This is a genomic window from Anaerocolumna sp. AGMB13020, from assembly GCF_033100115.1.
Classification (GTDB): domain Bacteria; phylum Bacillota; class Clostridia; order Lachnospirales; family Lachnospiraceae; genus Anaerocolumna.
The window spans coordinates 5381581-5400923 of record NZ_CP136910.1; the positions used below are offsets into that span (position 1 = coordinate 5381581).

General features: G+C 38.2%; 18 protein-coding genes, 1 tRNA gene and 1 riboswitch. Of the genes, 18 read left to right on the top strand and 1 reads right to left on the bottom strand.

Annotation, left to right across the window (positions count from 1 at the left end):
- Window positions 1–14 precede the first annotated feature (14 nt).
- The 15 genes from R2R35_RS22615 to R2R35_RS22685 all read left to right on the top strand — a co-directional run bounded on the left by R2R35_RS22615 (window position 15) and on the right by R2R35_RS22685 (window position 14738).
- The gene (locus R2R35_RS22615; protein ID WP_317732114.1) at window positions 15–779 is read left to right on the top strand and encodes a flagellar brake protein; all 765 of its coding nucleotides are present in this window, start codon (window positions 15–17) and stop codon (window positions 777–779) included.
- 228 nt (window positions 780–1007) lie between these two features.
- Window positions 1008–2108: a chemotaxis-specific protein-glutamate methyltransferase CheB gene (cheB, locus tag R2R35_RS22620; protein ID WP_442872305.1), complete on the top strand. Its 1101-nt coding sequence runs from the start codon at window positions 1008–1010 to the stop codon at window positions 2106–2108.
- Window position 2109: 1 nt separating this feature from the next.
- Window positions 2110–4191 carry a chemotaxis protein CheA gene (locus tag R2R35_RS22625; RefSeq protein WP_317732116.1) on the top strand — a complete coding sequence of 694 codons (2082 nt, stop codon included), beginning with the start codon at window positions 2110–2112 and terminating at the stop codon, window positions 4189–4191.
- A gap of 17 nt (window positions 4192–4208) precedes the next feature.
- A complete protein-coding gene (locus R2R35_RS22630; protein ID WP_033166690.1) occupies window positions 4209–4661 on the top strand; it encodes a chemotaxis protein CheW in 453 nt (150 codons plus the stop codon).
- 12 nt (window positions 4662–4673) lie between these two features.
- Window positions 4674–5288 carry a chemotaxis protein CheC gene (locus tag R2R35_RS22635; protein WP_317732117.1) on the top strand — a complete coding sequence of 205 codons (615 nt, stop codon included), beginning with the start codon at window positions 4674–4676 and terminating at the stop codon, window positions 5286–5288.
- Window positions 5289–5296: 8 nt separating this feature from the next.
- Window positions 5297–5782 (top strand): chemotaxis protein CheD, encoded by a 486-nt coding sequence (locus tag R2R35_RS22640; protein ID WP_317732118.1) that lies wholly within the window; start codon window positions 5297–5299, stop codon window positions 5780–5782.
- A gap of 69 nt (window positions 5783–5851) precedes the next feature.
- Window positions 5852–6130 (top strand): hypothetical protein, encoded by a 279-nt coding sequence (locus R2R35_RS22645; protein WP_317732119.1) that lies wholly within the window; start codon window positions 5852–5854, stop codon window positions 6128–6130.
- 137 nt (window positions 6131–6267) lie between these two features.
- Window positions 6268–7035 (top strand): FliA/WhiG family RNA polymerase sigma factor, encoded by a 768-nt coding sequence (locus R2R35_RS22650; protein WP_317732120.1) that lies wholly within the window; start codon window positions 6268–6270, stop codon window positions 7033–7035.
- 15 nt (window positions 7036–7050) lie between these two features.
- Window positions 7051–8655: a DUF342 domain-containing protein gene (locus R2R35_RS22655; RefSeq protein ID WP_317732121.1), complete on the top strand. Its 1605-nt coding sequence runs from the start codon at window positions 7051–7053 to the stop codon at window positions 8653–8655.
- 13 nt (window positions 8656–8668) lie between these two features.
- A complete protein-coding gene (locus tag R2R35_RS22660; RefSeq protein WP_317732122.1) occupies window positions 8669–8980 on the top strand; it encodes a hypothetical protein in 312 nt (103 codons plus the stop codon).
- Window positions 8981–9024: 44 nt separating this feature from the next.
- A complete protein-coding gene (locus tag R2R35_RS22665; RefSeq protein WP_317732123.1) occupies window positions 9025–9669 on the top strand; it encodes a DUF6115 domain-containing protein in 645 nt (214 codons plus the stop codon).
- A 25-nt stretch (window positions 9670–9694) separates the two neighbouring features.
- Window positions 9695–10387, top strand: a complete 693-nt coding sequence (locus tag R2R35_RS22670) for a hypothetical protein (RefSeq protein WP_317732124.1) — start codon at window positions 9695–9697, stop codon at window positions 10385–10387.
- Between the two features lie 211 nt (window positions 10388–10598).
- Window positions 10599–10681: riboswitch (cyclic di-GMP riboswitch) on the top strand.
- Window positions 10682–10861: 180 nt separating this feature from the next.
- Entirely contained in the window at window positions 10862–11824 is a 963-nt protein-coding gene (locus R2R35_RS22675) for a 3-oxoacyl-[acyl-carrier-protein] synthase III C-terminal domain-containing protein (protein WP_317732125.1), read from the top strand.
- Window positions 11825–12082: 258 nt separating this feature from the next.
- Window positions 12083–13297, top strand: a complete 1215-nt coding sequence (hydF, locus tag R2R35_RS22680; RefSeq protein WP_317732126.1) for a [FeFe] hydrogenase H-cluster maturation GTPase HydF — start codon at window positions 12083–12085, stop codon at window positions 13295–13297.
- Window positions 13298–13391: 94 nt separating this feature from the next.
- Window positions 13392–14738 carry an aspartate ammonia-lyase gene (locus tag R2R35_RS22685; RefSeq protein WP_317732127.1) on the top strand — a complete coding sequence of 449 codons (1347 nt, stop codon included), beginning with the start codon at window positions 13392–13394 and terminating at the stop codon, window positions 14736–14738.
- A gap of 270 nt (window positions 14739–15008) precedes the next feature.
- Here the strand turns inward: R2R35_RS22685 and R2R35_RS22690 are convergent.
- Window positions 15009–15092 (bottom strand) — tRNA-Leu (locus R2R35_RS22690).
- 274 nt (window positions 15093–15366) lie between these two features.
- On the opposite strand from R2R35_RS22690, the gene R2R35_RS22695 reads away from it, so the two are divergent.
- The 3 genes from R2R35_RS22695 to coaE all read left to right on the top strand — a co-directional run bounded on the left by R2R35_RS22695 (window position 15367) and on the right by coaE (window position 19343).
- Window positions 15367–15948, top strand: coding sequence for an anti-sigma factor family protein (locus R2R35_RS22695; protein WP_317732128.1), 582 nt, complete (start codon window positions 15367–15369; stop codon window positions 15946–15948).
- Between the two features lie 103 nt (window positions 15949–16051).
- On the top strand, window positions 16052–18709 hold the full coding sequence (gene polA, locus R2R35_RS22700) for a DNA polymerase I (protein ID WP_317732129.1): 2658 nt from the start codon (window positions 16052–16054) through the stop codon (window positions 18707–18709).
- Window positions 18678–19343, top strand: coding sequence for a dephospho-CoA kinase (coaE, locus tag R2R35_RS22705; protein WP_317732130.1), 666 nt, complete (start codon window positions 18678–18680; stop codon window positions 19341–19343). The genes polA and coaE overlap by 32 nt, the downstream gene beginning before the upstream one ends.

The window sequence follows — 19343 nt, forward strand, 5'->3', positions numbered from 1 at the left end:
TGGAGGTTAAAGCTATGGTACGTGATGTTGTATCCATTGGAGATAAGGTCGAACTAAAAATATTAGACAGGGATGAAGAAAACGAAAAAGCCTGTTATAAAAGCAAGGTATTGGATTTTCCGGATTATAAATCTGCTATTATAACTATGCCCATTGTTAAAGGCAGAATAGTACCTCTATCGGTAGGTGACAGATACAGTGTACGTTTTTTTGCAAATAATGGTTTATATGAATGTAAAGGGATAGTTACGGACCGATCAAATGATGATAATGTGTACATACTAACCATAGAATTTACATCTGCGCTGGAAAAGCACCAAAGAAGAAAATATTTTCGCCTTTCTTGTGTGTTAGATACAGAGTATTATATCGTAACAGAAACCGAGCAGACTCTCCGGTATAAATTAAAGAAAGATGAGTTTAAGAGCCCGGAGGAGAAAGAAGCTTGTTTTGAAGCACTGAAGCAATGTAAGAGAGACTGGCAGAATGGTATTATCGTGGATCTAAGTGGTGGAGGAGTAAGACTGACTTCGGAGAATTTACATGAAATCGGCAGTTTTGTGCAAATGAAGATTCAATTTGGAGTACCGGTAAAACTGAAGGCTGAATATGTCTCAGGAGCCATAATTTCTTCCGAAAAAATGACGAACCGCGTTGGATTCTTCGAATATCGGCTGCAATTTAAAGAGGTTCTGAAGGAAGATAGAGAAGCAATTATAAAATATATCTTTGAAGAAGAAGTTCGGCAAAGGGCAAAAGACAAGAAACCTGGCAGGTAGCAGCAGAGTTTATATATAAATACAGATAAGCTGAATTACGTTATATAGACAAAAGATATTTAAATTTATCTTGATTTGTAAGTGCTCTAAGTGCACAGATGGGAGTTGGGTTAGAAATAACGACTATTCTTTCCACTACGGATTCAGGAATATTGAATCAAAGATTTGATGTTCACGAAAGGGGTTAATATGCAGAAAAAAGTTTTAATAGTTGATGACTCTGCACTCATGAGAAGGGTACTCTCTGATATAATAAATTCAGATCCTAGGTTTCACGTTTCAAAAGTTGCTGTTAATGGACTGGAGGCATTTATGTTATTAACACAGCATAAAGAAGTTTATGATGCTGTGATTCTGGATATTAACATGCCTCAGATGAGCGGAATCGAATTGCTAGAGCAGCTTGAGCAGAAGAAGATCAAAGCAACGATTATTATTGTCAGCACTTTGGCAAAAGAAGGTGCAAAGGAGACAATCAGAGCTTTGGAATTAGGTGCTTTTGATTTTGTTACCAAACCGGAAAGCTTCTTTGAGGTAAAAAGTGATAAGTTTAAAAATAAAATTGTAGCATGCCTCGAAGTTGCAACTAAACTGAATGGAATACGCGAAATACAAAAAGAAGACAGTTCTCCGAAGATGAACAGTCTTTACAAAACGGCTGCAAGTAACAATATTTCTGTAAAGAATGAATCAATCAGTTCTTCTTCCTCAGCAATTCTTCCTAAGGTTTCCACCTTAAACAGAACTGGCAGAAAGCTAATAGCAATTGCTTGTTCTACCGGTGGTCCAAAAGCTTTACAGCAGGTTATTCCTAAACTCAGTGCCGCATTAGGCTGCAGTGTACTTATTGTACAGCATATGCCTGAAGGCTTCACAGCTTCTTTGGCGAATAGATTAAATGAAATCAGCAATATAAGAGTGAAAGAAGCAGAACATTTGGAAGCACTTTCGGAAAATACCGCCTATATCGCAAAAGGCGGATATCAGATGAGGCTGACTCGGGCAGACCTGAACAAAGAGGTGTTAACTGTTACACAGGAACCAGCAAAGAATGGCTTAAAGCCCTGTGCGGATTATATGTATGAATCCATTGCAGATTCTGCATATACAGACATCATATGTGTGGTATTAACCGGAATGGGCAGCGACGGAACCTATGGTATAAAAAAACTAAAAGAAAAAAAGAACGTTTATGTAATTGCACAGGATGAAGCTACCAGTACTGTATATGGCATGCCAAAGGTCGTCAGAGACAATGGACTTGTCAATGAGGTAGTTCCATTGGAAAAAATAGCAGATGCAATACAAAAAAGTCTGGGGGTACAATAGTATGGATGTGAGTCAATATCTTGAGATATTTATTGATGAAACAAAAGAACATTTGCAGAGTTTAAACCAACAGTTATTAATATTAGAAACAGAACCGGAAAATAGTGAGACCATAAATGAAATATTCAGGGCGGCTCATTCTCTTAAAGGAATGGCTGGAACCATGGGCTTTAAGAGAATGCAGAGATTGACCCATGATATGGAAAATGTTTTCTCTGAGATCAGAAATGGCAAGATGGGTGTGACAGCAGAGCTGGTTGATGTATTGTTTAAGGGCCTTGATGCGTTGGAAGGATATTTAAGTAATATACAGGCAAGTGCGGATGAAGGAACAGAAGATTATGAAGAGATTATACAACAGCTTAACAGTATTTTGAATGCTGGTTTAGGCAAAGCTGCAGAAGATGTTAAGGAACAGGTACAGGTAACTCAGACTGTCAGTGCAGCAGCAGTAGATACTGTTTCAGCTTCTACCGGAAAATACAAGGAATTACCCCTTGCTGAATATGAGAAAAACGCTATTGCAAAAGCGGACAAAGTTGGAGTGCGTGCATACGGTATAACGGTTTTTGTACAGGAATACTGTATATTAAAAGCCGCAAGAGCTTTCCTTGTATTCAAAGCTTTAGAAAGTCTCGGTGATGTTATTAAATCAAAGCCCGAGGTACAGGATATTGAAGACGAGAAATTTGATCTTGATTTCAGCGTTGTTCTTTTAACGAAAGAAGATATTGAGAAAGTCAGAAAAACAGTTCTAAGTGTTTCTGAAATTAAAGAAGTTTTTATAGAGCCGATTTATGTCTCATCATCGGAAGTAGCGGAGGAAAAAGAAGCTGCACAGACGGAAGAAAAAGAATTAAGAAATAATAACCAGAATAAAACAGCAGCTCAAAGTACCGTTAAGCAGCAGAGCTCCAAACCTGTCGTTAACCGTTCGGTTCGCGTGGATATCGAAAAACTGGACGTACTTATGAATCTGGTAAGTGAGCTGATTATAGCAAAGAACGGTCTGGTTTCCATGAATACCGGAGAGAGAATCTCAAAGACGGATTCCGGTTTCAATGAACAGATTGAATACCTTGAAAGAGTTACTACAAATCTTCATGAATCTGTAATGAAGGTTCGAATGGTTCCAATTGAAAGTGTATTAAACCGTTTCCCTCGAATGATAAGAGATTTATCCAAATCCTTAAATAAGAAGATGGAACTTTACATGACAGGAGAAGAAACAGAATTAGACAGAACCGTTATAGATGAAATCGGTGATCCGCTGATGCACTTACTTCGTAATGCGGCAGACCATGGACTTGAAAGCAATGAAGAACGTGTGGCGAAAGGCAAACCTGCTGCAGGCTCTATTTATCTGGACGCTTATCAGGATGGAAATAACGTTGTAATTGAAGTCAGAGATGATGGTGCAGGCATCAATGTTGAAAAAGTCAAGAGAAAAGCAGTTGAAAAAGGGACCATTACCAACGAACAGGCTGATGTAATGTCTGATAAAGAAATTATAGATTTGCTGTTCAAACCTAGCTTCTCAACGGCAGAGGTCATTACAGATGTATCAGGCAGAGGCGTTGGTCTTGATGTTGTAAAGACAAAAATCGAAGCACTGGGAGGAGATATTGAAGCGAAAACGAAACTTGGAGCAGGAAGTAACTTCATTATCAGATTACCCCTTACTCTGGCCATTATACAGGCGTTAATGGTAGAACTTGGATCTGAGAAGTATGCAATTCCTCTTGGTAGCATTCAGACCATTGAAGACGTAGCTGCTTCTGATATAAAATATGTTCACTCCAAGGAAGTTATTAATCTTCGCGGCAATGTTATACCTTTACTTCGTCTAAATCAGATTCTGGATGTACCGGGTGACAAAGAAAACCAGGAGAACATGATTGTTGTTATTATATCAAAAGGAGACAGGCTGGCAGGTCTTGTAGTAGATAATCTAATTGGTCAGCAGGAAATTGTTATTAAGTCAATTGGAAAGTTTATTAATAATAATAAGATCATAGGCGGAGCTACCATACTTGGTGACGGTGAGGTTGCCCTGATTCTCGATGTTAATACGCTGGTCTAGAAGGAGGGGGTTTTCATATGGAAAATACAGTTAATGACGGAAAGCAGTATATCGTAGTAAAAATAGGAATTGAGCAATATGGTATTGATATTAAATATATTGATAATATAGTTCGTATGCAAAGCATAACGAGAGTACCAAAAGCACAGCATTATTTCAAAGGTGTTATCAATTTAAGGGGTGAGATCATTCCTGTAATGAGCCTTCGCTTAAAATTCGGACTGGAAGAGGATAAGATTACAGGTGCTTCCAGGATCATCATAATTAAATTTGATTCTCAATCTGCTGTGGGCATTATTGTGGATGAAGTAAAAGAAGTGGTTACATTAGATGACAGTATGGTGGAGAAGGTTACCAACAGTGCAGTGGAAGACAAGAATGGATACCTCTCAGGGATAGGTAAACATAATGACAGCCTGATTTCTTTGCTCAATATCAATGGGGTTATTGTGGAGAAAGAAACAGTATAAGGAGAGATAGCATTGCCAAATATTAATTTAGATAACATAGACAACATGCAATATGACGTTTTAAAGGAAATCGGAAATATTGGTGCAGGTAATGCTACAACTGCTTTATCCACTATGATAAACAGTAAGGTTGATATGAATGTACCAAAGGTGGATCTGCTCAATATAAAAGAGCTGCCGGATATGCTCGGAGGTGCGGAGGAAATCGTTGTAGGTATCCTCATTACCCTGGAAGGCGAAATTAATGGAATGATGATGTTCATGATGGAACAGATGTCGGCCTGCCGTATTGTAGATATTCTTATGGGTAAATCCTCAAAACTTGAGGATTTTACGGAAATGGAGTACTCAGCTCTCAGAGAAATAGGTAATATCATTGCCGGAGCATATCTCTCCTCACTGTCAACCCTCACTGGCATTAAGATTAATGCCAGTATACCCTATATGTCCATTGACATGGCCGGTGCTATTTTAAGTGTACCAGCAATTGAATTTGGTAAGGTTGGTGATAAAGCACTTATTATTGAAACACAGTTTGTCAAAGATGATTCGGATGTCAATGGTTACTTTATCTTAATACCTACTTTGGAATCATACGATGTTATATTAAAATCCTTGGGATTATAGGTGATTATATGGGCGTAATGGTTAAAGTAGGAATGGCAGATATGAATGTATGCAGCTCACCAGATGCACTGACAACCTTAGGACTAGGTTCATGTGTTGGAATTACCCTTTATGACTCTGTGAAAAAGACAGCGGGAATGGTTCATATTATGCTGCCTGATAGTACAAAGATTAAGAATAATGAAAACACAGCTAAATTCGCAGACACTGGAATAGATGTACTGATTGAGAAAATGGTTTCCATAGGAGCAAATAAGAACCGGCTGACAGCGAAAATTGCAGGCGGAGCTCAAATGTTTGCTTTTAACTCTAATAACGATATGTTACGTATCGGGGAACGAAATATTGAAGCTAGTAAACAAAAATTGGCATCCCTTGGAATCAGGATTATAGCAGAAGATACCGGGTTGAATTATGGTAGAACAATTGAATTTTATCCGGAGACCGGTGAGCTGTATGTAAAATCTGTAGGTAAACCGGTAAAGATTATCTGATTCTTTGGTACTTACAGAAAGAAGCTGGTTCTTATGTACGTGTGCTAAAGCACGCAGATGGGAGTTTATATGAAAGACAGATATATAGCACCTGCAGTGATGCTTTTAGCAGGTGCAGTTATGAGTATCGTAAACATCATAAATCATGAAACACTTTTGGTAAGTCTCTTAAGAGTGTTTCTGGTGCTGATTGGATTCTTTATTCTGGGGAAGATAGCAGCAGCAATCATCCGTAAAGCAACCAATGAAAAACAGGCAGAAGATAAGGGTATAGAGGATACAGAGGAAAATACAGCAACAATTGATTTAGCGGAAGAAGTGCTCAAAGAAGAGGTTGAACAAGTATAATTGGTGGCTTTTTTATTATACTAGATAAAAAGAGGCGAAGTATTCAGTTGTCTTTAATAATACGCAGAATTTCGAGTTAATCAGCTTTATATAAGAATAAAAATTGGCTGAGATATTCAGAATTTGGGGGATAATAGATGAACGCAGAGTACAAAATCAAGCTTTGGGAGGATTACAGTAAGAACAAGTCTTCTGAAGTGCGTGAAAGACTCATAACTGAATATGCTGGATTAGTAAAAGTTGTAGCCGGAAGGCTCAGTATGTATTTGGGTTACAATGTGGAATACGAAGATTTAGTTGGTTATGGAATATTTGGACTCATAGATGCGGTGGATAAATTTGATTACACCAAAGGTGTTAAATTTGAAACCTATGCCAGTTTCAGAATTAGGGGAGCAATACTGGATGAGATAAGGAAGATGGACTGGATACCAAGAACCTTGAGACAAAAACAGCGTAAGATGGATACAGCATATCAGAAACTGGAGAGTGTTCTTGGAAGAGCCGCTACCGATGAAGAGATGGCAAATGAATTAGAACTATCTATGAAAGATTATGAGTTGTGGCAAAACCAGACGAATATATCCAATTTATTTTCACTGGATGAGTTTCTGGAGCAGGGCAGCGAAAGTAATGTAGAGTCTAACTTAAGCTCTAATTATGAAACTCCGGAACAGATAACAGAAAGAAATGAATTAAAGACAATTCTGACCGATGCATTGGAAGTGCTGACTGAAAAAGAAAAAAAAGTAATTATTTTATATTATTACGAAGAGCTTACTTTAAAAGAAATCAGTATTGTACTTGAAGTATCGGAATCCAGAATATCACAGCTGCATACCAAAGCACTGCAAAAGATGAGGCGAAAGCTTGGTTGTAACATAGAGTTATTGTTTATGACATAGCGTAGGGAGAAGAGTATGGTTAATAGGAACGGTTACTTTCAGCTTGTTATTAAGGCGGATGGAACATACATCAGGTTAATACCGGGAAGATCTGACGGTAAGGCACTGGAATTCAATGATATAGTAAATTATTTTAGTAAAATCCAATTGTATGATTATGATGTAAGTGCTCTTGCAAGAGCAATCAATGCGTCAAAAGATAAAATGGTCGAAATTAAACTGACACCAGCCATCTTCTCGCAAGTGAATGAACTTTTGGATGTCAGTATATCACCAGACAGAATGTATGTGGAAGGATATTTTTATCCGCCTGTAGTAGGTGGGAAAATGCTGAGCAAGAATGACATACTTGATATTCTTAGACGTGCAGGTGTTAAATATGGTGTTATTGAAGAGATTATAGATGCTTATCTGATTAATCCAATATACAATGAAATGATAACACTTGCCAGAGGGTTGAAGCCAATTGAAGGTAAAGATGCAGAAATAATTTATTATTTTAACACCGATAAAACATTAAAACCAAAAGAAAAAGAAGATGGTACGGTAGATTTTCACCAGCTGGATATGATCAGCTCCATTAATAAAGGAGATTTACTCGCCGTTTTAGAACCTGAGGTTTATGGAAAACCTGGTATTGATGTTACCGGTAATGCAATTCCGCCCAGAAAAGTAATAAAAAAAGTTCTTAAACACAGCAGAGATATTCATTTATCCGAAGACGGCCTTAAAATGTATTCCGATGTAAGTGGACACGTGGATTTGGTCAATGGAAAAGTATTTGTATCAAATACTTATGAGGTATTGGCTGACGTGGATTCCTCTACAGGAGATATTGAATACGAAGGGAATGTTACGGTAAAAGGGAATGTTCGCGCTGGATATTCCATCAAAGCAAAAGGTGACATTATCGTAGATGGTGTTGTAGAAGGTGCAAGACTCTATGCTACAGGGCAGATTGTCTTGAAACGGGGAATGCAGGGCATGAACAAAGGAATCATGGAGGCGGAAGGGAATATCCTTTCTAAATTTTTTGAAAATGCTGTTGTTAAATCCGGTGGCTATGTATCAACAGAAGCAATTTTGCACAGCAAAGTATCTGCAAGAGGAGATATTATAGTTGGTGGTAAAAAAGGTTTTATCACTGGTGGAGAGATAACTTCGGGAACCTCTATTACCGTAAAAACAGCCGGTTCCACAATGGGAACCTTTACTCAATTAGAAGTTGGCATCAATCCCCAAAAAGTGGAACAATATAGGGAGGTTCAGAAAAGAATAGCTGCTATTGATGCAGATCTGGACAAGCTGCTTCCTATTATTGAAACATATAAAAGAAAAATAGGTCAAGGCGAGAAGCTATCCCCTGAAAAACTTGAATACATCAGATTAGCTACAAATAACTGTATTCAACTGCGAACGGAATACAAAGAGTGTCAGAATAAATTTGATATGCTTCGGGTAGAAATCGGAAACAGTGACGGTGGTTGGATCAAAGTTGAAAATGTTGCTTATCCAGGTGTTAAAATCGTAATATCCAATGTAAACTATCATGTAAAGACGGAAACTCATTACTCAAAATTTATCAGAGATAGAGCTGATATTAAGGTAGTTGGATTGTAAAGGAGGTTGTCTTATGCCAATAACACCAATAGAAGTAGTTACAATGGCTCCTAAATCCCAGGAGGTATCTGGTTATAAGCATCAGGAAAGTCAGAAGCCTATAAATGATCAGATCGTTATACATAATAAAATTAATAGTGAAATAAAACACAACAGCCAACAACCTGTTAAAGCATCAAAAGGTGAGAACAAAGAATACCGATATGATGCGAAAGAAAAGGGAAATAACAGTTTTTTTGGTTCCAAATCAAAAAAACAGAAAAAAGAAGAGTCAAAGGAAGAAACTAAGAAAACCAGATCCGGCTCTATCGATATCAGAATTTAATGGCTGGCAATAAACAGATATCATAATAAACCGGAGGACATAAAATGGGAATAGCAATCGTCCTTATAATCATAGGAATTGCAATAATAATTATTAGTTGTTTTATGGTGGATAAAACAGATAAGAAGAACCAGGATTTTGTACTGAATACAGTGCTTGATGAAAAAGCGATGGATATAAGCGAACTGAAACACCAAGTGGAGGAGATATGTCAGGAGACCACGGAAGGATATCTTTACAAAACAGAGAATCAGCTCAGTCAATTATCCAATGAAAAAATAATTGCCGTAAATGATTTTTCAGAACAGATTTTAGAAAAAATCAAGCTTAATCATGAAGAAGTTGTGTTTTTGTATAATATGCTTGGTGAAAAAGAAGAAGAATTGAAAACACTAATGAGAAATGCTGACAAGCAGAAAAAAGTCATGGAAGAAACCTCAGCTCGTTCTCTAACTGCAAAAGAATCGAATGCTCCCAAAAATAAAAAAAATGTTTCTCAAGTAAAAGTGGAGCAAAAACAAGCTTTCATTCCAGAAGAGTCAGAGGGAAGCAGTAATTCTAATCAGAAGATACTGGAGCTTTATTCACAGGGCTTTTCCATTGTGGATATTTCGAAAGCGCTGGAGCTAGGACAGGGTGAAGTCCGGTTGGTAGTTGATCTGTATAAAGAAAATGAAAAGCAGCAGTAAGAATTTTACAAGATAAGAGGAATGTATGAATCTAAAATATTATGTAAGAGGAATTGGTGTCGGCATACTTTTTTCAGCTGTTGTAATGTCTGTAGCATTTCATGGCTCATCCAGAAATAAACTTTCTGATGAGCAGATAATCGCAAGAGCAAAAGAACTGGGTATGGTTGAGAGCAATGCGGTAAATTCTTTCGATGATTTACTGACAACTCCGACCCCCACTGAAATACCGCAGGAAAATAGTACAGAAGAATCAGACGAAACGGAAGAAGTTCCAGTCACCGATAACAAAAAAAATGATGTAGATGAAGCACCGGAAAATTCTGATGGAAGTAAGACTGACGATAAAAATGGAACCGATGCTATAACGGGAGATAATAATAACACGACAGAGGAAACAAGTACGAAGAATACTACATCAAAGGATAATACTACGTCAGAGGAGAATACTACTTCTGAGGAGAACGAAACCTCAAAGAATGATTCTGATACGTTGGAAGAAAAGAAAGAGGATATTACAAAAGAGATTATTATTACAGAAGGTATGTCCTCTGAAAAGGTAACTCGTATATTGAAAGAAAATGGTGTTATTGAAGATGCAGGTGCTTTTAATCAGTATCTAATAATAAATAATTATTCCAGAAAGATAAGGGTTGGTACCTATCATATCAAACCTTATGCGACTTATAAAGATATAACTGATATGATAATCCATTAAGTGATAAGTTCTTGCTCATGACGCAATTCCAATGATATGCACATGAGTTTTTTTGTAAAAAATCATATTTTTAGTTTCAATGGAGACTATCTCAAACAAAATATGTCTAAGAATGACAAAATTAGCGAAAAAAGCTTGCTTATTAATCAAATTAGTATATAATAAGAGTAGGTAATTATTCCTATTATCGGTCAAAAATTAATATCATATTGTAAGATAAAGGCAAACCTGCCAAAAGGCAGAGACGCAAAGCCACGGGCCTAAGGCGAAAGCTATGGCAGCCGAGTTACCATGATTAGACTAGCCATGGCATTTTTTCGGCTAGCTTTTCTTTTTATATAACTTGATTGAGTTTTAATTTCAAATAATAAAATAAAGCTTATTTGTTTTTATATCTGAAAGCGGTTTAAAATTTATATTAATTTATATTGCCTTTACTGTTATTTTAAAATAAATATAAGATAGAGGAACACTATGGTACACATAAAAATTGCAGATATATCAGTTAGTCGAGGACAGGTAGTTTCCAGTCAAACGAAAAGTGTAATGCACACAGCAGAAAAAGAGTACAGAAGTATAAGCACGGCTCTGTCGGAGAACAAGTGTAAGAAACAGGGAAGCAAGCATAACTGGCACAATACCATTCTATTATCTCTGGACGCTATTCAGGATTTATTCCTTAAAACAGGTTTATCAGGAGCAGACATAGATATGATTGTACTTTCCAGTCAATTACCGGAGTATGTTTCACCTGCGACTTCTGCCAAAATTCATAATGTAATTGGCGGAAAGAAAGAATGCATCTGTTATGATGTGAATTCCAATGGTTGTGGTATGACCTTGGCTTTTGATCAGATTTCCAAATACATGACGATGAGTCCTCATATAAAACGTGCTCTTCTGATTGGCTGTGATTATATGAGTATCGATACCCATAATATGGGAGATGCTGCATGCGCCGTTCTGTTAGAAAAAACGGAAGAAGAAAGCGGTGTATGTGACACGCTAAGTATAGTAAGTCCAGATGATACAGATTCACCATTATTTCCACACTGTGGTTTTTCAAATATGTTTCTGATAAAAGATGGAAATGATATGGAGTTTTCCATCTACAAAAAGAAAATAATTAATGTTGAAGCGTTGGAAGAGTCTATATCAACAATACTTTTAAGAAATTCTCTCAGAATAGAAAAGATAAATATGTTTTGTTTCTCCCAAAACAGCAAAGAGGGGCTTGAAATCATAAGAGAACGGATGGTAATAGACAAATCTGCCAGCCCTTATATCGGTGATGTTTACGGAGATACAGGTACGAGCAGTCCATTTATTGCCCTATATGAAGCAATGGAAAAGCAGCTGATCAGAAGAGGGGATTATTTTATGATTTGTGCTTTTGGATGCAGTGCCCAGAATATAACTCTTCTTTGTAAATTTTAGTCTGGTATATAGAAGTAACCGCGTTAAAATGCGTCTATCCAATCCAGAGCATGGAAGGTTCTTGCGATACAGCTATAAATATAATAAAAACATAATGTGAATTATATTATAAACTATGCACCTTGTATACAGTTGGCTGCCAGCTTACTGCGATATGGAGAGTGCATTTTTTGTACTTACAATTTCTTGATTTGATCTGCAAATTGTGATACCATAAATTCGCATGATTATGTTAAAGAACACGAAGGAGATGGCAGTATGGGATTAAATGAAACACCCTCCGCAGACCGTTTGCATATAGGTTTTTTTGGGAAACGAAATGCCGGTAAATCAAGCTTGGTTAATAAAATTACAGGACAAGAGCTATCTGTGGTTTCAGAAGTAAAAGGAACAACAACAGATCCTGTTTATAAAGCAATGGAGTTACTGCCATTAGGTCCGGTGATGATTATAGACACTCCTGGAATTGATGACGAAGGAGCTTTAGGGGAATTAAGAGTAAGAAGAACAAAACAGGTACTGAATAAGACCGATATTGCTATCCTGATAATTGATGCACTGGCAGGGAAGTCGGCTACTGATATTGAATTGATTAAGCTCTTTGAAGAGAAGAAGATTCCTTACCTATTGGTATATAATAAGGCTGATTTGCTTACAAAAGCAGAGGCAGAGCAAAATGATAATGAAATTTATGTAAGTGCTGTTACCGGCATGAATATTGAAACTCTGAAAAATATTATTTCCAGGATAGTACCGGCCGAAGATAGTAAGCTTCGAATCGTTGGTGATGTTATACATCCATCGGATTTTGTTATATTAGTAGTACCTATAGACAAAGCGGCTCCTAAAGGAAGGCTTATTCTTCCTCAGCAGCAGACCATAAGGGACATCCTGGAGGCTGACGGAACGGCAATTGTAGTAAAAGAGTATGAACTGAAGGAAACTCTTGAGAGCTTAGGGAAAAAGCCCAGTCTTGTTATAACTGACAGCCAGGTGTTTGCAAAGGTATCTGCTGATACACCAAAAGATATACCACTTACCTCCTTTTCCATTTTATTTGCCAGGTATAAAGGCTTACTGCAGGAAGCCGTTAAGGGAGTGGCAATTTTGGAGCAGCTGAAAGAGGGAGATACAATACTTATCTGTGAAGGCTGTACTCATCACAGGCAATGTGATGATATTGGAACAGTGAAGCTTCCGCGTTGGATTAAGAACTATACCGGCAAAGAATTTCAGTTTGAATTTACTTCGGGAGGACAGTTTCCGGAAGACCTGAGTCCCTATCAGCTGATTGTTCATTGCGGTGGCTGCATGTTGACGGAAAGAGAAGTGAAATATCGCCAAAAATGTAGCGTTGATCAAGGGATACCCATAACCAATTATGGAATTTTGATTGCATATATGCAGGGAATCTTAAGGCGAAGTCTTGAAATATTCCCGTCAATTCTTCAGGAAATACCGGACGAGTTTTAGTTTTAACCCTATAAAGGTGGGTTCCATAGGATGAAGATCCTGAAATAGTGTGCAGAAACCTGCATTTAATAATGGAGTCCAAGAGAAGAGGAACATGAAAGAGAACATTCAAGAGAAGAAGGATATTAATACAACTGCAAATATACTCTATGGAACAGAAACAAACAAAGCCGTCGGAAACTTTGCTCTGGAGCATAAGAAAACCAGTCACAGGCTTATTCTTGCCCTGGTTAAAGTTAAGAAAGCAGCAGCAAGCAGTTACCTGAAGCTAGGAATGGGGAAGCCAGGAGTATATGAGGCAATCATAAAAGCCTGTGACAGAATCCTTTCGGGAGAATATCAGGATCAGTTTCCAGTGGAGGCTTTACAGGGGGGTGCTGGAACCTCCACAAATATGAATGTCAATGAAGTATTGGCTAATCTTGCAGAGAAGCTTGCGGGAGAGAGGGATGAAGGGGAGCTGATAACGATACACCCACTTGATGATGTAAACAGAGGTCAATCTACCAATGATGTCTATCCCACAGCACTCCGAATTGCCTCCATTGACTTGTTACGGGAACTAAGTGATGGATGTGCCAGACTACAGGAGGCTCTTCAAATGAAGGAACGAGAGCTGGAAGGAATCAAAAAGCTTGGAAGAACAGAGCTTATGGATGCGATTCCTATTACCCTGGGAGGAGAATTCGGTGCATATGCTCAGGCGATTGCCAGAGACAGGTGGAGGCTTTATAAAGTAGAAGAACGACTAAGACAGATAAATCTAGGTGGTACAGCTGTAGGGACTTCAGGAAATGCTGAAAGAAAGTATCGTTTTCTGGTTATTGAAAATCTGCGTGAATTAACTGGTATGGGACTGGCAGCAGCAGAATATCCAATGGATATTACGCAGAATAATGACGTATTTGTTGAAGTGTCAGGACTCTTAAAGGCTTTGGCCGTAAATCTGATGAAAATATCAGGGGATTTAAGGCTTATGAATTCCGGTCCATACGGAGGGATAGGAGAAATCAGGCTAAAAGCCCTTCAGGCAGGCAGCACCATTATGCCCGGTAAAGTAAATCCTGTTATACCCGAAATGGTAACGCAGATTTCTATGAAGGTAATGGCAAATGACTATGCAATCACTATGGCTGCTGCCCACGGAGAATTTGAATTAAATGCCTTCCTTCCTTTAATAGCTGACAGTTTGCTGGAAAGTCTGGAACTTCTGATAAAAGCAGTAGAAATATTTCGATGTAATTGCATAGAAACTCTTCAGGCGAACAAGGACAGATGTGAAGAACTATTGGAGAAGTCTTATGCATTTGCTACAGCCTATACAGGAATACTGGGGTATGATAAAGTAAGTGAAGTGGTGAAAGAACATGAGGGAAATTCTGAATTAATAAGAAATACCTTAGAAATGCTGTTAAAAGAAAAAAATTCTGAAGTACGATAAATATAAAAACCCACAGAGTTGAACTATGTGGGTTTTTGTAATCACATAGATGGAATCCAAGTTCCCCATTGATGCTCTGTTAAAAAAATTATATATTTCCAAACTTTATGTTAAGCTGCTAATTGAAGCAGCCAAAATCAGCTGCTTAACAGCTGTTTAAAGATGCAGTAAAAAAGCTCATTTTTTGTAATGTTTGCTTAATTTAGATACAGCCCCAAAAAAAATAACATGTCAGGTTCGAATCCTGCCATGTTATTTTTTCGCTTATACTGCCGGTGGTGGGACTCGAACCCACACGCCCTCACGGACAACGGATTTTGAGTCCGTCTCGTCTGCCAATTCCAACACACCGGCTGATTTTCTTCACTGATGTCAAAATGGTTGTCTTGAATCAGCGAAGATTATTCTACCATAATATGAAAATAAAAGCAAGACATATTTCTATAAAAAAATTGTTTCTTTTTATTTAAGTCATAATAAACACGTACCCTTATAATTTCTTTCAGTGTTTGTCCTGCTGTTTTTGAAAGTATAGTTGAAACATTATCAAAAAAAGGGTAAAATAAATAATTAAACAAATCTATTTGTAATTCAAAAAGAGTGCAACACCCGAAAGGTATGGTAGAAAATGAACTGCATTGAAGTCCAAAGGCTTATGATGCCCTTTATTGATAACAAGTTAAGTATGGAGCAATTGGAAGCGTTTATGCAGCATATCAGGTCCTGCCCGGATTGTATGGAGGAACTTGAGGTTCATTATATTTTGCTGACAGGTATGAGAAGACTGGATGCGGATAAGGAATTGTCAGATAACTTCCATGAAGACTTCATTGAGTTATTGGGCGAATATGAAGAGAAAATCGTACACTATAAATTTGCCCACATAAGAAAGCGAATCATTCTGATATTGGTAATAGCCGCTGCAGCAATTGCATCCAGCCTTCACCTTGGTGAAGTGGTGGAGGAGGTCTTAAAGGACGAACCAAAGACCAGTACCTTTTATTCAGAAGATTTGTTTTTTCCGGACTTTGAAGGTAACAGGAGCAACGAGCTGACATTTGTGCCAAGTGGTGTATTTGATGAGAAGATAATGTATAGACTGGATGATATTTATGCTTATCTTGTAATAGAAGATGAAGAAGGAGCCAAACTATTACAGGAGAAGTTCCCTGTGCATTTTCACAGTTCCAACCCTTACAGAAAGCAGTGAAGCCTCATTTAGCAGAAAACCCTTGCTGGCAAAGCTAAACAACAGGCATAATAGTATATTAGAAAGGATATCGGTATGAGATATCCGGAAATGAGGATTTTCCATGAGTAAGAAAATTGTATTAATCGATGGGCACAGTATACTAAACAGAGCCTTTTATGCACTTCCGGTGTTATCCAATTCAGAAGGGCTGTATACAAACGGAGTATTGGGATTTTTAAATATTCTTTTTAAGATTCTGGACGAGGAGAAACCAGATTATCTTACCATCGCATTTGACGTGCATCAGCCGACCTTTCGTCATGAGATGTTTGCGGAGTATAAAGGTACCAGGAAATCCATGCCCGATGAATTAAGAGCGCAGGTCCCGCTGTTAAAAGAGCTGCTTAAAGCTATGAAGATTTCTATTTTGGAAAAAGGCGGATATGAAGCGGATGACATATTAGGAACACTTGCTGTTAATGCAGAAAAGGATGGCTATCAGGTATCTCTGGTTTCTGGTGACAGGGATTTATTACAGCTGGCATCAGAAAATATTAAAATTCGTATCCCTAAGACCAAGAAGGGCGGTACAGAAATCGAAAATTATAACACGCAGGATGTAGTAGCGGCCTACGGTGTTACCCCCACAGAATTTATTGACTTAAAAGCACTGATGGGAGATGCATCGGATAATATACCCGGTGTTCCGGGAATTGGGGAAAAAACAGCCTCAAAGATTATCTCTGCTTTTGGCTCCATAGAAAATGCTTATGAGCATATAACAGAAGTAATGCCCAATAAAGCAAGAGAATCCATGATAAACAACAAGGAACAGGCTTTCTTAAGCAAAACTCTTGCAACTATAAAAACCGATTGTGAACTGGATTACCAGATTGAACAAGCGGATTACTCGGAAATTTACAATCAGGAGGCCTATAGTTATTTTAAAAGGCTGGAGTTAAAGAGTCATTTAAACCGGTTCTCTGGTATAAGCATGTCAAATACTGCAGGCTCACAAACAAAATCTGAGTCTAAGGTCGTAACAAATACAGAAGAATTAGAGATAATCATTCAAATGGCTGGCAGGATTTCAAAGGGAGCATATATCGGTTTTTATCTCATTGCGGAAGCCGGGGAAGTATTGGGACTGTCACTTAGCCTTGGAGAAAATGAGAATTACTTTATTCCAACAGGAACGGAACTTACAGCGGATAAAATATTAGCAGGTTTGAATCAGCTGCTGTTATCAGAGAAAGAAACAGCTACCTTCCATTTAAAGGAACAGCTTTTCTATCTGAATGCCGGTATCAGAACCGGAATAGCGGATTTATCAATAGCGGCATATTTGCTGAATCCGCTTCAATCCACTTATGAATATGATGATGTGGCAAGGGATTTCTTGAAACTTACCATGGCATCAAGCAGTGAAGCCATAGGAAAAAGCTCATGGAAGGATTTTATAATAAAGAAAGCAGAAGAGAGTACTGCGTATTTTTCAAATCTTGCTTATACAGCTGCCAAAGCTGCTCCGGTTATCGTAAAGGAATTGCAGAATAAAGGGATGGATAAGCTGTTTGCTACGATTGAAATGCCCCTTGTCTATGCGTTGTTTGATATGGAACAGCGGGGAGTAAAGGTTAACAGAGAGGAATTAAAGGAATACGGAGATAAGCTAACCATTGGGATAGACCGACTGGAAGCGGAGATTTACAGTTTGGCAGGAGAAGAATTTAATATCAATTCACCGAAGCAGTTAGGCGTCATTCTTTTTGATAAGCTTCATCTGCCTTTTGGGAAGAAGACAAAGACCGGATACTCCACTTCAGCTGAGGTGCTTGACAAGCTTCGAATCGAACATCCCGTAGTTGAAAAGATTCTTGAATACCGCCAGCTGACGAAATTGAAATCCACCTACGCGGACGGGCTTGCCGGTTATATCAGTGCGGATGGCAGAATACATGGAAAATTTCATCAGACAATAGCTGCAACCGGCCGACTCAGCAGTACGGAGCCAAATCTTCAGAACATTCCCATTCGAATGGAGTTAGGCAGGGAAATCAGAAAGGTATTTATACCAGAAGAAGGTTTTATATTCCTGGATGCTGATTATTCTCAGATAGAACTCAGAGTATTGGCTCATATGTCAGGAGATGAGAGACTTATTGATGCCTATAAGGAAGATCAGGATATACACCGTATTACCGCCTCTTTGGTATTCCATACCCCTTTTGAGGAGGTAAGCTCCGAACAGAGAAGAAATGCCAAAGCCGTTAATTTTGGTATTGTATATGGAATCAGCTCCTTTGGACTGGGACAGGATTTAAATATAGCAAGAAAAGAAGCAGAGGGCTATATCAACCGGTACTTTGATACCTATCCCGGGGTTAAGTCCTTCCTGGACAAGCTGGTAAGGGAGGGGAAAGACGATGGATATGTTACTACTCTTTTTGGTAGAATCAGACCAATACCAGAACTTAGTTCCTCCAATTTCATGACACGTTCTTTCGGAGAAAGGGTTGCGATGAACTCACCCATTCAGGGAACTGCTGCAGATATTATAAAAATAGCTATGTTACGGGTTAATGACAGATTAAAGGAATTAAATTTACGTTCAAGATTAATCCTGCAAATTCATGACGAGCTTCTTATTGAGACCCACAAGGATGAAATAGAGGCAGTAAGAGTCCTGTTGAAAGAAGAGATGCAGTCAGCAGCCAATTTATCCGTGCCTCTTGAGGTAGATGTTAATGAAGGAAGCAACTGGTATGAAGCAAAATAACGGTATTAAGGTAATCGGGCTTACCGGCGGTATCGGAAGCGGTAAATCCGAAGCAGCAAAGATTTTAACCGGGTCTTATGGAGCCCTTCTTTTAAATACCGACCGGATCGCTCATGATTATATGGAAGTAGGCGGGATATCCTATCAGCTGGTCAAAGAGTATTTCGGGGAAGGTATCTTAAATGAGAAGAGGCAGATAGACAGAGAGAAGCTTGGCAAAGAAGTTTACCAGAATGCAGAAAAACTTAAGATTCTTAACTCCTTCTCTCATCCCTATGTTATGGACTATGTCAGAAATCTCATAAAGGCAGAGAAGGAAAGAACGGAAAAATTATATTCTGTTATCTGTGTGGAAACGGCGTTGCCAAGAGAAGCCGGACTAAAAGATTTTTGTGATTACATTTGGTATGTTACAGCGGATAAAAGCATCAGACAGGAGCGGTTGATTCATTCCAGAAATTTTACACCGGAAAAATTTGAGAAAATATTAGCCAATCAGTTTTCTGAGGATGAATATATAGAAAACAGTACCCATGTGCTTTATAACAATGGCAGTATTGAGGAATTAAAACTTCAGATAGAGAAGTTACTGAAAGAAGAAAATTTGGCATATCTACCTTACGGAGGACACTAA

Excerpts from the sequence above, each read along its gene's own strand:
- R2R35_RS22615 (WP_317732114.1), top strand. The coding sequence starts at position 15 with ATGGTACGTGATGTTGTATCCATTGGAGATAAGGTCGAACTAAAAATA.
- cheB (WP_442872305.1), top strand. The coding sequence starts at position 1,008 with ATGAGAAGGGTACTCTCTGATATAATAAATTCAGATCCTAGGTTTCAC.
- R2R35_RS22625 (WP_317732116.1), top strand. The coding sequence starts at position 2,110 with ATGGATGTGAGTCAATATCTTGAGATATTTATTGATGAAACAAAAGAA.
- R2R35_RS22630 (WP_033166690.1), top strand. The coding sequence starts at position 4,209 with ATGGAAAATACAGTTAATGACGGAAAGCAGTATATCGTAGTAAAAATA.
- R2R35_RS22640 (WP_317732118.1), top strand. The coding sequence starts at position 5,297 with ATGGGCGTAATGGTTAAAGTAGGAATGGCAGATATGAATGTATGCAGC.
- R2R35_RS22645 (WP_317732119.1), top strand. The coding sequence starts at position 5,852 with ATGAAAGACAGATATATAGCACCTGCAGTGATGCTTTTAGCAGGTGCA.
- R2R35_RS22650 (WP_317732120.1), top strand. The coding sequence starts at position 6,268 with ATGAACGCAGAGTACAAAATCAAGCTTTGGGAGGATTACAGTAAGAAC.
- R2R35_RS22655 (WP_317732121.1), top strand. The coding sequence starts at position 7,051 with ATGGTTAATAGGAACGGTTACTTTCAGCTTGTTATTAAGGCGGATGGA.
- R2R35_RS22660 (WP_317732122.1), top strand. The coding sequence starts at position 8,669 with ATGCCAATAACACCAATAGAAGTAGTTACAATGGCTCCTAAATCCCAG.
- R2R35_RS22665 (WP_317732123.1), top strand. The coding sequence starts at position 9,025 with ATGGGAATAGCAATCGTCCTTATAATCATAGGAATTGCAATAATAATT.
- R2R35_RS22670 (WP_317732124.1), top strand. The coding sequence starts at position 9,695 with ATGAATCTAAAATATTATGTAAGAGGAATTGGTGTCGGCATACTTTTT.
- R2R35_RS22675 (WP_317732125.1), top strand. The coding sequence starts at position 10,862 with ATGGTACACATAAAAATTGCAGATATATCAGTTAGTCGAGGACAGGTA.
- hydF (WP_317732126.1), top strand. The coding sequence starts at position 12,083 with ATGGGATTAAATGAAACACCCTCCGCAGACCGTTTGCATATAGGTTTT.
- R2R35_RS22685 (WP_317732127.1), top strand. The coding sequence starts at position 13,392 with ATGAAAGAGAACATTCAAGAGAAGAAGGATATTAATACAACTGCAAAT.
- R2R35_RS22695 (WP_317732128.1), top strand. The coding sequence starts at position 15,367 with ATGAACTGCATTGAAGTCCAAAGGCTTATGATGCCCTTTATTGATAAC.
- polA (WP_317732129.1), top strand. The coding sequence starts at position 16,052 with ATGAGTAAGAAAATTGTATTAATCGATGGGCACAGTATACTAAACAGA.
- coaE (WP_317732130.1), top strand. The coding sequence starts at position 18,678 with ATGAAGGAAGCAACTGGTATGAAGCAAAATAACGGTATTAAGGTAATC.